Annotated in this window: 12 protein-coding genes; all 12 read left to right on the top strand. The window is 71.2% G+C overall.

Annotated elements, in window-relative coordinates:
• The first annotated feature begins 8 nt into the window (after nt 1-8).
• The 12 genes from ACWXWW_RS13470 (at nt 9) to ACWXWW_RS13415 (ending at nt 14,616) form a co-directional block, all read left to right on the top strand.
• Nucleotides 9-983, top strand: a complete 975-nt coding sequence (locus ACWXWW_RS13470) for a carbohydrate ABC transporter permease (RefSeq protein WP_271173005.1) — start codon at nt 9-11, stop codon at nt 981-983.
• 1 nt (nt 984) lies between these two features.
• Nucleotides 985-1,821 (top strand): carbohydrate ABC transporter permease, encoded by an 837-nt coding sequence (locus ACWXWW_RS13465; RefSeq protein WP_271173004.1) that lies wholly within the window; start codon nt 985-987, stop codon nt 1,819-1,821.
• Entirely contained in the window at nt 1,818-3,326 is a 1,509-nt protein-coding gene (locus tag ACWXWW_RS13460; protein WP_271173003.1) for a family 43 glycosylhydrolase, read from the top strand. The genes ACWXWW_RS13465 and ACWXWW_RS13460 overlap by 4 nt, the downstream gene beginning before the upstream one ends.
• Nucleotides 3,323-5,452 (top strand): glycoside hydrolase family 3 N-terminal domain-containing protein, encoded by a 2,130-nt coding sequence (locus ACWXWW_RS13455; RefSeq protein ID WP_455970264.1) that lies wholly within the window; start codon nt 3,323-3,325, stop codon nt 5,450-5,452. The genes ACWXWW_RS13460 and ACWXWW_RS13455 overlap by 4 nt, the downstream gene beginning before the upstream one ends.
• On the top strand, nt 5,449-8,031 hold the full coding sequence (locus ACWXWW_RS13450) for a hypothetical protein (protein ID WP_455970262.1): 2,583 nt from the start codon (nt 5,449-5,451) through the stop codon (nt 8,029-8,031). The genes ACWXWW_RS13455 and ACWXWW_RS13450 overlap by 4 nt, the downstream gene beginning before the upstream one ends.
• 99 nt (nt 8,032-8,130) lie before the next feature.
• A complete protein-coding gene (locus ACWXWW_RS13445; RefSeq protein WP_455970261.1) occupies nt 8,131-8,925 on the top strand; it encodes a TIM barrel protein in 795 nt (264 codons plus the stop codon).
• Nucleotides 8,922-10,487 (top strand): GMC oxidoreductase, encoded by a 1,566-nt coding sequence (locus ACWXWW_RS13440; RefSeq protein WP_455970259.1) that lies wholly within the window; start codon nt 8,922-8,924, stop codon nt 10,485-10,487. The genes ACWXWW_RS13445 and ACWXWW_RS13440 overlap by 4 nt, the downstream gene beginning before the upstream one ends.
• A 100-nt stretch (nt 10,488-10,587) precedes the next feature.
• Entirely contained in the window at nt 10,588-10,986 is a 399-nt protein-coding gene (locus ACWXWW_RS13435; protein WP_271172998.1) for a C-glycoside deglycosidase beta subunit domain-containing protein, read from the top strand.
• Nucleotides 10,983-12,089 (top strand): sugar phosphate isomerase/epimerase family protein, encoded by a 1,107-nt coding sequence (locus ACWXWW_RS13430; RefSeq protein WP_421075129.1) that lies wholly within the window; start codon nt 10,983-10,985, stop codon nt 12,087-12,089. Before ACWXWW_RS13435 ends, ACWXWW_RS13430 begins: the two co-directional genes overlap by 4 nt.
• Nucleotides 12,086-13,120, top strand: a complete 1,035-nt coding sequence (locus ACWXWW_RS13425) for a sugar phosphate isomerase/epimerase family protein (protein ID WP_271172996.1) — start codon at nt 12,086-12,088, stop codon at nt 13,118-13,120. The genes ACWXWW_RS13430 and ACWXWW_RS13425 overlap by 4 nt, the downstream gene beginning before the upstream one ends.
• Before the next feature lie 11 nt (nt 13,121-13,131).
• A complete protein-coding gene (locus ACWXWW_RS13420) occupies nt 13,132-13,563 on the top strand; it encodes a C-glycoside deglycosidase beta subunit domain-containing protein (protein ID WP_282978840.1) in 432 nt (143 codons plus the stop codon).
• A 51-nt stretch (nt 13,564-13,614) separates the two neighbouring features.
• Complete coding sequence (locus ACWXWW_RS13415; protein ID WP_455970257.1) at nt 13,615-14,616, top strand: sugar phosphate isomerase/epimerase family protein; 1,002 nt, start codon at nt 13,615-13,617, stop codon at nt 14,614-14,616.
• Nucleotides 14,617-14,659: the final 43 nt, after the last annotated feature.

Raw genomic sequence — 14,659 nt, 5'->3', positions numbered from 1 at the left:
ACAGGACGATGACCGCGATGCTGCAGCACGACACAGCCGACGAATCGGCGACGGAGGCCGTCGTCGTCCCCCGAAGCGGCAAGCGGCGGGGGCTGCGCCCGAAGGCGCGGCCCCGCCGCCCCGGCCTGCTGACGTTCGGGCACTGGTGGTGGGCCCTTCCGGGCATCCTCATGGTGCTCGGCATCCACTACGCCGCGACGATCGCGGGCGGCTTCTTCGCCTTCACGGACTGGACGGGCCTCGGCTCGTTCGAGTTCGTCGGCTTCGCGAACTTCGAGCGCATCTTCGGCGACCCCTCGAAGATGCTCGCGCTGGGGAACACCCTCTTCCTGGCGTTCGGCTCGGTGATCCTCACCAACGTCCTGGGTCTCGCGCTCGCCGTCGCCCTCAACCGGCTGCTCAAGACGCGGTACATCCTCCGCACGCTCTTCTTCATGCCCGTGGTGCTGAGCCCGCTCGCCGTCGCCTACATCTGGAAGTTCATCTTCGACTTCAACGGACCGCTCAACGCGTTCCTCACGGCGATCGGGATGGGCGACCTCGCCCGCGCGTGGCTCGGCGACCCGACGTTCGCGATCTGGACGATCCTCATCGTGATCGTCTGGCAGCAGACCGGCTTCTCGATGGTCATCTACGCCGCGGGCCTGGCGGGGGTCCCGGTCGAGATCGAGGAGGCCGCGACGATCGACGGAACCACGCTCTGGCAGCGGTTCTGGCACGTGACGCTCCCGGCCATCCGCCCCGCCGTCGCGATCGCGACCACGCTCGGCCTCGTGAACGGCCTCCGCATCTTCGACCAGATCATGGCGCTCACCGGCGGAGGCCCCGCCGGCGCCACCGAGACCCTCGCGACCGAGGTCTACAAGCAGGCGTTCTCGCTCGGCCAGTTCGGGTACGGCGCCGCGCTCGCCCTCGTGCTCACCGCGATCATCCTCGTCTTCGCGATCATCCAGCAGCGCGTGACGCAGGAGAAGGAGGACTGACATGTTCCGCTACACGAAGCTCACCGCGGTCCGCGAGGTGCTCATCTGGGTGCTCGCGCTCGTGTTCCTGCTGCCGTTCTTCTTCCTCGTCTCCACCGCGCTGAAGACCGACGAGGAGGTCTTCCGCTCCTCGCCGCTCGCGCTCCCCGAGGCGCCGCAGCTCGCCAACTTCGTCGACCTGTTCGCCGCGCAGGGGCAGGGCAACATCCTCGCCGGGCTCGTGAACTCGGTCGTCCTCACCCTCGGGGCGATTCTCGGCCTCGTGCTGCTCGGCTCGCTGACCGGGTACGTCATCATGCGCTCGACGCAGCGGTGGACGAAGGGCGCCTACTACCTCTTCCTCATCGCGATCATCCTGCCCGCGCAGCTCGGCACCGTGCCCCTGTACATCGGGGCGCGCGCGATCGGGCTCACCGGCTCGCTGTGGGGGATGATCATCCTCTACACGGGGATGATGCTGCCGCTCGCGATCTTCCTCTACGCGGGATTCTTCCGCGGCCTCGGCACGGAGTACGAGGAGGCCGCGGCGATCGACGGCGCCACCCGGACGCAGATCTTCTTCCGGATCGTGCTCCCGCTCATGGCCCCCGCGACCGGCACGGTCGCCATCCTCACGGGTCTCATCGTGTGGAACGACTTCATGACCGCGCTCATCTTCCTCGGCGGATCCGACGCGCAGACCCTGCCGGTCGCGATGTACTACTTCATCGGATCGCTCGTGTCGCAGTGGAACAAGATCTTCGCGATCGTGCTCGTCTCGATGATCCCGATCCTCGCGTTCTACCTCGTCGCGCAGAAGAAGTTCATCCAGGGCTTCGCAGGCGGTCTCAAGGGATGAGCGCCTCCCTGCAGCGGACGCCCGCCGACCTCGGCGACGGGACGTTCCGCAACCCGATCCTGCCCGGCGACCGTCCGGATCCCTCTGTCCTGCGCGTGGGTGACGCGTACTACCTGACCTGCTCGTCCTTCGACGCCTCACCGGGGCTCGCGCTCTGGCGCTCGGAGGATCTCGTCTCCTGGTCGTTCGCGGGCACGGCGCTCGAGCATCCGCTGAGCACCGTGTTCGCGCCCGACCTCGTCGAGCACGGCGGTCGGTACTTCATCTACTTCCCGTTCATCCCGAGCGCATGGGGCGACGCGCGGATCGACGACGCGCAGGTCTGGGTCGTGCACGCCGATCACCCGGAGGGCCCGTGGAGCGCGCCCGTCTTCACCGGCATCTCGGGTGCCATCGATCCGGGTCACGTCGTCGGCGAAGACGGAGAGCGGTACCTCTTCGTCAACGGCATCCGCCGCTGCCGCCTCTCCGCCGACGGCCTCACGGCGGTGACGCCGCTCGAGCAGGCGTATGACGGGTGGCAGTACCCGGATGAGTGGATCACGGAGTCCTACGCGCTGGAGGGGCCGAAGTTCTTCCGCCGCGGCGAATGGATCTACCTCGTCAGCGCCGTGGGCGGCACGGGCGGACCGGCGACCGGACACATGGTGATCGTGGCGCGCTCGCGGTCGGTGCTCGGCCCGTGGGAGAACGCCCCCGGCAATCCGATCGCTCGCACACGGTCGGACGACGAGGCGTGGTGGTCGCGCGGGCACGCGACGATCCTCGAGGGCCGAGACGGCCGCTGGTGGATGGTCTCGCACGGGTACGCGCGTCGCTTCCGCACACTCGGACGCCAGGCCCTCCTCGAGCCGATCGAGTGGACCGAGGACGGATGGCCGGTGGCGCCCGCGGAGGACCTCGGCGCCCCGCTTCCGAAGCCCGCGCCCGGAAGGCCCCACGCGGTTCCCGCGCCGTCGGACGACTTCGCGGAGCCCGCGTGGGGCGAGCGGTGGGTGTTCGACGACCCGGGTCGCGACGAGCTCGACCGGGTGCGCTTCGATGGAGGGCTCGTGCTGCGGGGCAAGGGCGCGTCGCCCGCCGATGCGTCGCCGCTCACGACGTGGGCGATGGACAGGGCGTTCGAGATCGAGGTCGAGATCGAGGTGCCGGACGGCACGGAGGCGGGGCTCCTCCTCTGGTTCAACCGGCGGATGTTCTACGGCATGAGCTGGGACGGGCGGACGCTCGCGAGCTATGCCGGGGGCATCCGGACGCACCGCCGCGAGCAGGTCGAGCCGGGTTCGATCATCCAGCTGCGCCTCGTCGACGATCAGCACATCGTGACCGGATGGTTCCGCCGTCCGGGTGAGGAGTGGAGCCGTCACGGCGTGCGCTACGACGTCGAGGGAGCCCACTCGGCGACCCTCCAGGACCTGAAGAGCCTCCGACCTGCCCTCTTCGCGGCCGGAGACGGCGCCGCGACCTTCCGCGGGTTCCGCTACCGCGTGCGGGAGGCGTCATGAGCGCCCGCGTCGAGGCACTGCTCGCTCGCCTCAGCTGGGAGCAGAAGCTCGCCCAGATGCAGAGCGTGTGGCGTCGGGATCTCGGCGAGGCGACCGCGCTCGCACGGCGCGGCATCGGCGCGCTCTTCTGGCCCGCATCGGCACGCGAGACCAATCAGCTTCAGCGCGCGGCCGTCGAGTCCGGCGGCGTCCCGCTGCTCATCGCGCTCGACGTCGTGCACGGTCAGCGCACGATCTTCCCCACTCCGCTCGCGCAGGCCGCGTCGTTCGACCGCGCCGTCGCCGCCGCGGACGCCCGCGTCTCGGCCCGCGAGGCGCGCTCGGGCGGCGTGAACTGGACCTACTCCCCGATGGTCGATGTGACCCGAGACCCCCGGTGGGGGCGCGTGGTCGAGGGCTTCGGCGAGGACGCGCTCCTCACCTCGACGCTCGGCGCCGTCAAGGCGCGCGCCTACCGCGCGGAGGGCGTCGCGGCCTGCCTCAAGCACTTCGCGGCCTACGGGGCCGCGGAGGCCGGACGCGACTACAACACCGCCGACGTCTCCCGGCGACGCCTGCGCGACGTGTACCTCGAGCCCTTCCGCGCGGGAGCGCACGCCGGCGCGGATACGGTCATGGCGGCGTTCACCTCCCTCAACGGGCGCCCGATGCACGCCAATGCGCCGCTGCTCACCGGGGTGCTCAAGGGCGAGTGGGGATTCGAGGGCCTCGTCGTGGGCGACGCCGAGGGGGTCGCGCAGCTCGTCGCCCACGGCGTCGCCGAGACCGAGAAGGATGCGATCCGCCAGGCGATCGAGGCCGGCGTCGACATCGTCATGGGGGGAGCGGAGCTCGTCGACGCGCAGGGCGCCGCCCTGCTCGCGCCCGGCGAGGTCGACGCGGACCGCGTCGACGACGCCGTGCGCCGCATCCTGTCGCTCAAGGAGCGGCTCGGGCTCCTCGACGATCCGTTCGTCCGAGAGGAGGCGGAGATCCTCGCGCCGACCGAGGAGTCGCTCGCCGCCGCGCGGTCGGCCGCCGAGCGCTGCATCGTGCTCCTGCGGAACGAGGGCGCGCTGCCCCTCGCGCAGCGGGGACGCGTCCTCGTCACGGGGCCGTACGCCCGGAGCCTCGATCACCTGGGCGCATGGGTGCAGCACTTCGCCGCGCCGGCGACATCGACCCTCGCGGACGCGCTCGCCGCGGAGCTCCCGGAGGTCGACTGGGTGGAGGCGGCCGGCTCTGGCTTCCTCTCCGGCTCCGACGAGGACATCGCCGAGGCGGTCTCGCGCGCAGCCGATGCCGACCTCGTCATCGTGGCGGCGGGTGAGCCGAGCCGGCTCTCGGGCGAAGCCGCGTCGCGGGCGGACGTCGCGCTCCCGGCCGCGCAGACGCGGCTCATCCACGCCCTCGCCGACGCGGGTGCCCGTGTCGTCGTGGTGCTGCACACGGGGCGGCCCCTGGTCGTCGAGGACTGGATCGAGCGCGTCGACGCGGTGCTGTGCACCTGGCACCTCGGCACGCAGGCGGCACCGGCCATCGCGGGCGCCCTCTCCGGACGCGTGAACCCGGGCGGCCGGCTGCCGATGACGTTCCCGCGGGCCGTCGGGCAGATCCCGATCCATCACGACCACGAGCGCACGGGACGACCCGCGCGGACCGGCGGCGAACTCCTCGACCCCGCGGCGGTCGATGACGAGACCATCTTCGGCCCCAACAACACCGACGACCACTACACGTCGAAGTTCCTCGATCTGCCGCTCGGCCCGCGTTTCGCGTTCGGCCACGGGCTCTCCTACACGACCTTCGCCCTCGACGACCTGGAGGTCGTCCGCGACGACGGCGGATGGCTCGTGTCGGTGCGCGTCCGGAACACCGGCGTGCACGACGGCGAGGACGTCGTCCTGCTCTTCGCGAGCGACGAGTGCGCGAGCGTCGCTCAGCCGGTCCGCCGTCTGCGCGGCTTCGAGCGCGTCGCCGTCCCCTCCGGAGGCGCGGCGCGCGTCGCCTTCCGGCTCGAGGCGTCCGACCTGGGCTTCTGGACCGACGACGAGCGGTTCGTCATCGAGCCAGGGGGCTTCGAGCTCGCCGTGGAGGACGGCATGTCCGCCGTGCGGACGCGGATCGTGCTCGAGGAGGCCTCATGACGCTCCCGCAGCTCCGCGACGTCGTCGACGGCGTCGTCCCGAACGCGATCATGCCGCTGTTCTGGCAGAAGGGGGGCCCGGTCGAGACGATCGTCGAGGAGGCGCACCGCATCGCCGACGCGGGGATCGGCGCGGTCATCCTCGAGGCGCGGCCGCACCCGGAGTTCCTGGGCGACGGATGGTGGCGCGACGTCGACGCCGTGCTCGAGGTGGCGCGCGAGCGCGGGCTCAGGGTCTGGTTCTTCGACGACGACACGTTCCCGACCGGCCATGCGGCGGGCGCCCTCGAAGGCGCGCCCGCCGAGCGGCGCCGCCGGTTCCTCGCCGAGCGGCACACCGACGCGGTCGGGCCCGCCCGCGGAGCGTCGTTCATCGTCGACCGGCGGAAGTTCTTCGGCCCCGACGCGGGGTGGGATCCAGGCCAGCTCGTCCGCGTCGTCGCCTACCGGCGCGAGGAGGGCGGCGAGGCGCTCATCGGAGAGCCGATCGACCTCACCGAGCGCATCGCCGACGGCCGCGTCTTCTGGGACGTGCCGGAAGGGCACTGGCGCGTGTTCTTTGTGTCGGTCGTGTCCGACGGGGCGAGCGAGCGGCATCGCGACCACCTCTCGTACATCGACGCCGATGCGACGCGCCTGCTCCTCGACACCGTGCACGAGGCCATCCACGCGCGGTACGCCGACGACTTCGGGGGCGTCATCGCGGGCTTCTTCACCGACGAGCCCGGGTTCTACAACGACCGCGAGACGTTCGACTTCACCTCGACGGTCGGCAAGCCGGGCGTCGTCCTGCCGTGGCACCCCGACCTGGGCCTCGATCCGCTCGCCGCGCCCCTGCTGTGGTGGGACGGCGATGGGGCGACACGGACGCGCCTGGCGTACATGGACGCCCTCACGCGCCTCTACGAGCGCAGCTTCGCGCGGCCCGTCGCGGAGTGGTGCCGTGCGCACGGCGTCGAGCACATCGGCCACGTCGTCGAGGACAACGGCGCGCACATGCGACTCGGCCCCGGCGCCGGCCACTACTTCCGCGCGATGGCCGGGCAGGACATGGCGGGCGTGGACGTCATCGGCGCGCAGGTCGTGCCGGGGTTCGGCCGAGGGCCGCTTGCGAACATGGCCGGCGCGGGCGACGGCGAGTTCTTCCAGTTCGGTCTCGCGAAGCTCGCGTCGTCGGCCGCGCACATCGACCCGCTCAAGCGCGGTCGCTCGATGTGCGAGGCATTCGGCGCGTACGGCTGGTCGTTCGGCCTGCGGCATCAGGCGTGGGTGACATCCCACCTCCTCGTCCGCGGCGTGACGCACATCGTGCCGCACGCGTACTCGCCGGCCGAGTACCCCGACCTCGACTGCCCGCCGCACTTCTTCGCGCGTGGGCGCAATCCCCAGTACCGCCACCAGGCGGTACTGAGCGCGTACACGAACCGGGTGAGCCACCTTCTCTCGGGCGGGCGGCACATCGCGCCCGCCGCGGTGCTGTACCCCGCCGAGGCCGACTGGCTCGGGCGGGCGATGCCGGCGGAGCGCCCCGTCCGCCTGCTCGCGGAGGCGCAGATCGACGCCGACATCGTGCCCGCCGACGCGCTCCACGATGCGGTCGTTGCGGATGGCGCGCTGCGGGTCCATGAGGAGGCCTACGACGTGCTCGTCGTCCCGGGCAGCGCGCTGCTGCCCGATTCGACGGCGCGGACACTGCAGCGACTCGCACAGGACGGCCTCCCGGTGCTCTTCGTCGACGAGGTGCCGGCGGTCGCGGACGGTGACACGCGCCTTCTGCAGAGCGCCTTCGCGCCCGTCGCGCAGGCGGGGCTCGCGGCTGCCGTCGCCGAGCGCACCGCGCGCGCCGTGCGCGTCGCCGCGCCTGCCCCCGAGCTCCGCGTGCACCGTGTCGACCAGGGCGCCGCCGATGTCGTCATGCTCATGAACGAGGGCGTCCGCGCCACGCTCCCGGTGCGCGTCGCGGTTCCGCGCGGCGGCGAGGCGGTCTCCGTCGACCCGTGGACGGGGACGCTCCGCGCGGTCGCTCACGAGGGTGGAGCGGACGAGGTCGCGATCGACGTGACGCTCGCCCCGGGGGAGACCGCGCTCCTCATCGTGGGCGATCCCGCCGCGTGGGCCGGGATGCCCGTCGCGCCGCTGCGCGAGCGCGCCACGCCATCGCCCGTCCCGGGGCCCTGGCGCATCGAGACGGCCTCGGCTCTCGCCTACCCCGCCTTCGAGGCGTGGCGGAGCATCGACGACCTCGTCCCGCTCGACCGGCCGGGGCTCCTGCCCCGCTTCAGCGGGACCATCCGCTACACGACCCGCGTCCTCGGGCACGCGCCATCTGCGCCCGCCGTGATCGACCTCGGCGAGGCTCACGAGGTCGCGCAGGTGTTCGTGAACGGGGCCGATCTCGGAGTGCGGGTCGCGCCGCCCTACCGCTACGACGTGCCGGCGGGCGTCCTCACGGGCGACGACGAGCTCGTCGTCGAGGTCGTGAACACACTCGCGAAGGAGCAGCCCGACTTCTTCTCAGCATGGGCCGCGCAGGAGCCGACCGGCCTGCTCGGACCCGTCGTGATCGAGGGGGCCCGATGAGCACCCGCCGATTCGAGGACGGCCGGATCGTCGAGCACGGGGGCGGCGCCTCCGTGCATGCCGTCCACGACCACCCGATGTTCTGATCCAGGAGGACCGATGTACCAGCTCGCACCGAATATCGAACTGCTCTTCAGCGAGGCCGGCGACTACCCGGAGCGCGTGCGCGCGGCGGCGGCGGCCGGGTTCGACGCCGTCGAGATGTGGGGCCCGACCGGGGTCGACGCGCCCGCGAAGCCCAAGGACATCCCGGCGCTCCGCGCCGCGCTCGAGGAGACGGGGACGCAGCTGACCGCGCAGCTCGCCGAGCCGCGCACGCAGTTCATGATCCCGCCGTGGGACCACTCGGAGTTCTTCCGCAAGCTCGACGAGGGCGTCGAGATCGCGCGTGCGCTCGGATGCCCGCGCATCGTCGTGGGCAGCGGGACGGGCTTCGGCGGCTGGAAGCGGCAGGTCCAGCTCGACAAGCTCATCGAGATCTACCGGACGGCGATCGCGCAGATCGACGGGTCGGGTGTCACGCTCGTGCTCGAGCCGGTGAACGTGCGCGTCGACCACCCCGGCTCGCTGCTCGACCGCACCTCCGAGGCCGCCTACGTCGCGCGCGGCGTCGACTCGCCCGCGTTCGGCGTCCTGTACGACATCTACCACTCGGCCGTCGAGGGCGAGGACATGGCGGCGGAGCTCGCGGGCGCGGGCGACCTCGTGAAGTACGTCCAGCTCGCCGACGCCCCCGGACGCGGCGAACCGGGAACGGGCGAGCTCGACTGGGAGGAGCGCCTCGGCATCCTGCGCACGTCGGGGTACGACGGCCCGATCGGACTCGAGTACTACCCGACGGTCGAGTCGTCCGCATCGGTGCGGCGCATCGTCGAAGCGGCGGCCCGCGCATGAGCCGCTACCCGAACGAGGTCGACGTCGTCATCGTCGGCTCGGGGCCCACGGGCGCCGCCTACGCGCGGATCCTCTCCGAGCGCGCGCCGGGGGCGCGGATCGCCATGCTCGAGGTGGGGCCGACCGTGTCTGACCCGCCCGGCGCGCACGTCAAGAACATCGTCGACGACGCCGAGCGCGCCCGCGCGCAGGTGCGCTCGCAGGGCCCCGCGGCGGAGACCGCCACCGTCACGAACCCGGGCGCGGTCAAGGCGGGGCAGCGGCGCGCCCGCGCCGGCACCTACCTGCTCGATGACGGCTACGCCCAGGACGGCGAGGACGGCCTCCCGGTGGCCGCGTTCTCGAGCAACGTCGGGGGCATGGGGGCCCACTGGACCGCCGCGTGCCCGCGCCCCGGCGACAGCGAGCGCATCGGCTTCCTGGACGAGGACGGCGCCCTCGACGAGCTCCTGTCGGAGGGCGAGCGCCTCCTGGGCGTCACCTCCGACGCCTTCGACGCCGCGCCGTTCTCCGGGCTCGTCCGCGAGCGCCTGGCCGCCGAGGTCGACGCCGAGCGGCCAGCGGACCGCCGCGTGCAGCGGATGCCGCTGGCCGTGCACCGTCGCGACGACGGGCGTCTCGTGTGGTCGGGATCCGACGTCGTCTTCGGCGACGTCACGCGCGCGAACCTCGGGTTCTCGCTCCATGACGAGTCGCTCGTCACGCGCGTGCTCGTCGCCGACGGCCGCGCGTCGGGTGTCGAGGTCCGCGACCTCCGCGACGGGCAGACGCATCGGATCGCCGCCCGGTTCGTCGTCGTCGCGGCCGACGCGCTGCGGACGCCCCAGGTGCTCTGGGCGTCCGGCATCCGCCCCGAGGCCCTCGGCCGCTACCTCAACGACCAGGCGCAGATCGTCTTCGCGTCGCGTCTGCGCGACGTCGAGGCGCCCGCGACCCGGGAGGGCGGCGACGGCGCTCTCAGCGAGACGAGCGGCGTGAGCTGGGTGCCGTTCACCGACGACCTGCCCTTCCACGGTCAGATCATGCAGCTCGACGCGTCGCCCATTCCGCTCGCGGATGACGACCCTGTGGTGCCGGGATCGATCGTCGGGCTCGGGCTCTTCTGCGCGAAGGACCTGCAGGCCTCCGACCGGGTCGCCTTCGACGACTCCCGGGTCGACGCGTACGGGATGCCGGCCATGCGCATCCACTACACCCTCACCGATCGCGACCGCGCGGTCATCGAGCGCGCGAAGCGCGAGATCGTCCGACTCGGGAATGCGGTCGGGGAGCCGCTCGACGACCGCCCCTTCGTCATGCCCCTCGGGTCGTCTCTGCACTACCAGGGCACGGTGCGGATGGGCGCGGCGGACGACGGCGCCTCCGTGTGCGACCCGCACAGCGAGGTCTGGGGCGTGCCGGGGCTCTTCGTCGCCGGCAACGGCGTCATCCCGACGGCCACGGCGTGCAACCCGACGCTGACCGCGGTGGCGCTCGCGGTGCGCGGCGCGCGCCGCATCGCGGAGAGGCTCAGCCTTCAGATGGCATCCGAGCAGGTCTCGGGAGCCGTGACCGCAGGCTGAGACCGCCGTGAGGGGCTCCGGGCCCCACCAGGCCTTGACTTAGGTAGAAAAGAAGCATTAGTCTGACGGAAGTCAGACAAAGACGTCTTGGAGGACATCCGTGATCCCCGATCGCATCATCGAGCCCGGCACGCTCAGGACCGACGGCGCGCGCGTCGCGGTCGACGTGCGCATCCCCTGGTACCGCGCATTGCCCGCGTCGTGCATCGCCGGCGCCACGCTCACGGTCGACGGCGTCGAGGCGCCGGCCGACTCGCTGCGCTGGCGTCTCAACGGCGAGGAGCGCACCTTCGCCGACATGGTCGACGACACCGAGAGCTGGTGGTTCCCCGTCGACTCCGCCGTGCTCTCCGGCGACCTCCCGGTGCCCGCGGACGACGCGGAGCACCGCGTCGAGGTGGGCCTCACCCTCTACATCCCGTACATCATCATCGGCGACGACGAGACCCTCCACATCGAGGAGCGCGACGCCAAGACCATGAAGGCGGCAGCCGCATGACGAACCTCGGCGCGCCCATCCAGGGCGTCACCCTCTACAGCTTCACGCGCGCGTTCCATGGCCGCGAGTACGACCTCGAAGGGCTCATCCGCAAGGTCGCAGCCGAAGGCTACGGCCCCGGTCTCGAGATCATCGGCTTCTCGAGCTTCCGCGGCTTCCCGGAGGTCGACGACGCGTTCGCGGGCCGCTTCCGGGATCTCGTCGCCGAGACCGGCCTCGTCACGACCTCGCTCGCGATCAACGCCGACATCGGCATCCACCGCGACCGCCTGCTCGACCAGGACGAGCTCATCGCGTACATGCGGAGGCAGATCCTCGCCGCCGCCAAGCTCGGCTTCCCGATCGCGCGCGTGCAGATCTCGATCACGCCCGACTCGATGGAGGCGCTCGCTCCCATCGCCGAGGAGCACGGCGTGACGCTCGCGCTCGAGGTGCACGCGGACCAGTACGCCTCCCATCCGCGCATCCTCGCCCTGCGCGACCGCTACGAGAAGGTCGGCTCGCCGTTCCTCGGCTTCACGATGGACTGGGGCGCCACCGTGACCGGCTTCGCGCCGTCGCTCATCGAGGCGTACCGCCGTCGCGGCGCATCGGAGGAGCTGCTCGGCGAGGTCGTCGACCTGTGGAGCGCGTTCTACGAGCAGGGGCCGCCGGCCGACCAGGCCGAGCACGGACAGCGCTTCGGGCGCTTCATCGGCCTCGCGGCCCAGCACGGGCAGCCCGAGTTCGGCATCGACTTCGGCATCAACGGCACGGGGCTGTTCGGCCCTGCCCGCGTCGACGACTGGCTCGAGATCATGCCGTGGATCAAGCACGTGCACGGCAAGTTCTTCGGCATCGACGAGAACGGCGAGGAGCCGTCGGTTCCCGTCCGCGATCTCGTGACGCTCCTCGTCGAGAACGGCTACAACGGCGCGATCTCGAGCGAGTACGAGGGCTGGCACTGGAACCACTGGCAGTCGCCCTTCGAGATCATCGCGGGCGAGCAGGCCGTGCAGCGCTCCGCGGCGGAGGCCGCGGGCAGCCGCATGGTGACGGAGGCCGCGCAGGCGCGGACCCAGCTGGCAGCGTGGCTGCCTCGAACGGAAGGAGTGAGCGCATGACGAGCGATGGCATCGCCGGCACCGGCATCCGCCTCGGAACCACCCTGTACTCGATGACGAGCGAGTTCGCCGCCGGGCTGTACACGCCCGAGACGCTGATCGCCGCCGTCGCCGAGAACGGCATCGGGCCGGGTGTGGAGTTCAACATCGCGCAGCTCCTGCGCACCTACCCGGATGTCGACGCCGAGTTCACGAGGCTCTGGTTCGACACGCTCGAGAAGCACGAGCTCGAGCCGAGCGCGGTCGGGACGAACCTCGACATGGGCCGCCGCAAGGATCGCGACATGACCCCCGACGAGGAGTTCGACTTCTTCTCGCGGCAGCTCGCCACGGCGAACACGCTCGGATTCCGGAGGATCGTCATCCGCTCGGCCGGCAAGGAGCTGCTGCGTCGCCTCCTGCCGCTCGCGGAGAAGTACGACCAACGCCTGGGCTACGAGATCCACGCACCGCAGGGCCCCAACGATCCGAAGATCCTCGAGATCCGCGCGATGTACGAGGAGCTCGGATCCGAGCGCCTCGGGTTCACGGCCGACTTCTCATCGACCATGCACAGCCTGTCGCCGACGCTCCTGCGCACGCTGCGGACGATGGGCATGCCCGAGAAGTACTTCCCGGTCATGGACGAGATCTGGCGGAAGCCGCTGCCCATGCACGTGCGCAATCAGGAGTTCGAGGACTTCCTCACCGCGGAGGGCTTCGACTTCCTCCGGTTCGGGCCCTTCACGCGCCTCGCCTTCAACATGCACGGACTCGTGCCGCCCGAGGAGTGGCTCGACATCATGCCGCAGATCTTCCACGTGCATGCGAAGTTCTACGACATCGGGGCGGACGGCGAGGAGCCGGCCATGGACATCCCCCGCATCGTGCGCCAGTTCGTCGAGGGTGGCTACGAGGGCTTCCTGTCCAGCGAGTGGGAGGGCCACGCGTTCTCCGACCTCGGCGAGGCCGACCCGATCGACCTCGTCCGGAAGCAGCACGCGCTCATGCGCCGCGCGATCGAGGAATCCGTCGCGGCGGCGACGGTCTAGGAGGAGACGACATGGCCACTCACAACTCCCTGTTCTCGGAGAAGGACGTCACGCGCCGCGACGACGGCATCGCCGTCTCGATCCAGCTGCCGTGGTACCGCAGCCTCTGGCTGTCTGCCGTCGACGACGTCGACGTCACCGTCAACGGCGTCGTGATCCCCAAGGAGACGCTGCGCTTCGAGCTGCAGGGGCGCTCGTACACCGTGGCGGAGCTGCCCGACCAGTGGGACACCCTCTGGTTCGTCGCCGACCGACCTGACATCGTCATCCCGCTCGAGGGTGTCCTCGACGGCGGCGTGCCTGCCGTGGGGGAGCGCATCACTGTCGAGGTCGTGCTGACCATGCGCCTGCTCTACATGCAGATCGCGCCGGGGGTCGACGGCGGGCCCGGCCGGTATGTGACCAACCGCGTGCCGGTCGAGCGCGAGCTCGTGCTGGCCTGACCGTCGGTCCGCGAGTAAGTTGTAATCAACGACAATCGGGAGGAGTTCGCGATGGCGCGACCGATCACGCTGTTCACGGGTCAGTGGGCCGACCTGCCGTTCGAGGAGGTGTGCCGCCTCGCGGGGGAGTGGGGCTACGACGGCCTCGAGATCGCGTGCTGGGGCGACCACCTGGATCCGTGGCGCTGGGATGACGACGCCTACGTCCAGGGCAAGCTCGACACGCTCGAGCGCCACGGGCTGAAGGTGTGGACGATCTCGAATCACCTCAAGGGCCAGGCGGTCTGCGACGACCCGATCGACCAGCGCCACCGCGACATCCTCCCGGACGTCGTCTGGGGCGACGGAGATCCTGAGGGCGTGCGCCAGCGGGCGGCCGAGGAGATGAAGAACACCGCGCGCCTCGCGGCGAAGCTCGGCGTGAAGACTGTCACGGGCTTCACGGGGTCGTCGATCTGGAAGTACGTCGCGATGTTCCCGCCGGCGAGCGACGAGATGATCGCGGCCGGCTACCAGGACTTCGCCGACCGGTGGAACCCCATCATCGACGTGTTCGAGGAGGTCGGCGTCCGCTTCGCGCTCGAGGTGCATCCGTCGGAGATCGCCTACGACTACTGGACGGCCAAGGCGACGCTCGAGGCGATCGGGCACCGTGCGGGCTTCGGGATCAACTTCGACCCGTCGCACTTCATGTGGCAGCAGCTCGACCCGGTGGCGTTCGTGCTCGACTTCGCCGACCACATCTTCCACGTCCACGTGAAGGAGTCGGTGACGAACCTCGACGGACGCAACGGCGTGCTCGGGTCGCACCTGCCGTGGGCGAACCCGCGACGCGGCTGGACGTTCGTGTCGACGGGCCACGGCGCCGTGCCCTGGGAGCCGCTGTTCCGCGCGCTCAACGCGATCGGCTACGACGGCCCGACGAGCGTCGAGTGGGAGGACGCGGGCATGGACCGTCTGCAGGGCGCTCCCGAGGCGCTCGCGTTCGTGCGCAAGCTCAACGCCATCACGCCGCCCGCTGCGTCGTTCGACGCGGCGTTCTCGACGAAGTAGCGCGCGCAGAGAGCCGCCCCGGAGCCCGTCATGGGCTCCGGGG

It is taken from the genome of Microbacterium sp. KNMS (assembly GCF_053851835.1).
Note: the sequence above shows the minus strand (reverse complement) of the source record. Positions and strands in the feature narration are given on the sequence as shown.

Coding starts and splice junctions, on each gene's coding strand:
- ACWXWW_RS13425 (WP_271172996.1), top strand. CDS start 12,086: ATGACGAGCGATGGCATCGCCGGCACCGGCATCCGCCTCGGAACCACC.
- ACWXWW_RS13440 (WP_455970259.1), top strand. CDS start 8,922: ATGAGCCGCTACCCGAACGAGGTCGACGTCGTCATCGTCGGCTCGGGG.
- ACWXWW_RS13460 (WP_271173003.1), top strand. CDS start 1,818: ATGAGCGCCTCCCTGCAGCGGACGCCCGCCGACCTCGGCGACGGGACG.
- ACWXWW_RS13415 (WP_455970257.1), top strand. CDS start 13,615: ATGGCGCGACCGATCACGCTGTTCACGGGTCAGTGGGCCGACCTGCCG.
- ACWXWW_RS13430 (WP_421075129.1), top strand. CDS start 10,983: ATGACGAACCTCGGCGCGCCCATCCAGGGCGTCACCCTCTACAGCTTC.
- ACWXWW_RS13470 (WP_271173005.1), top strand. CDS start 9: ATGACCGCGATGCTGCAGCACGACACAGCCGACGAATCGGCGACGGAG.
- ACWXWW_RS13450 (WP_455970262.1), top strand. CDS start 5,449: ATGACGCTCCCGCAGCTCCGCGACGTCGTCGACGGCGTCGTCCCGAAC.
- ACWXWW_RS13455 (WP_455970264.1), top strand. CDS start 3,323: ATGAGCGCCCGCGTCGAGGCACTGCTCGCTCGCCTCAGCTGGGAGCAG.
- ACWXWW_RS13420 (WP_282978840.1), top strand. CDS start 13,132: ATGGCCACTCACAACTCCCTGTTCTCGGAGAAGGACGTCACGCGCCGC.
- ACWXWW_RS13465 (WP_271173004.1), top strand. CDS start 985: ATGTTCCGCTACACGAAGCTCACCGCGGTCCGCGAGGTGCTCATCTGG.
- ACWXWW_RS13445 (WP_455970261.1), top strand. CDS start 8,131: ATGTACCAGCTCGCACCGAATATCGAACTGCTCTTCAGCGAGGCCGGC.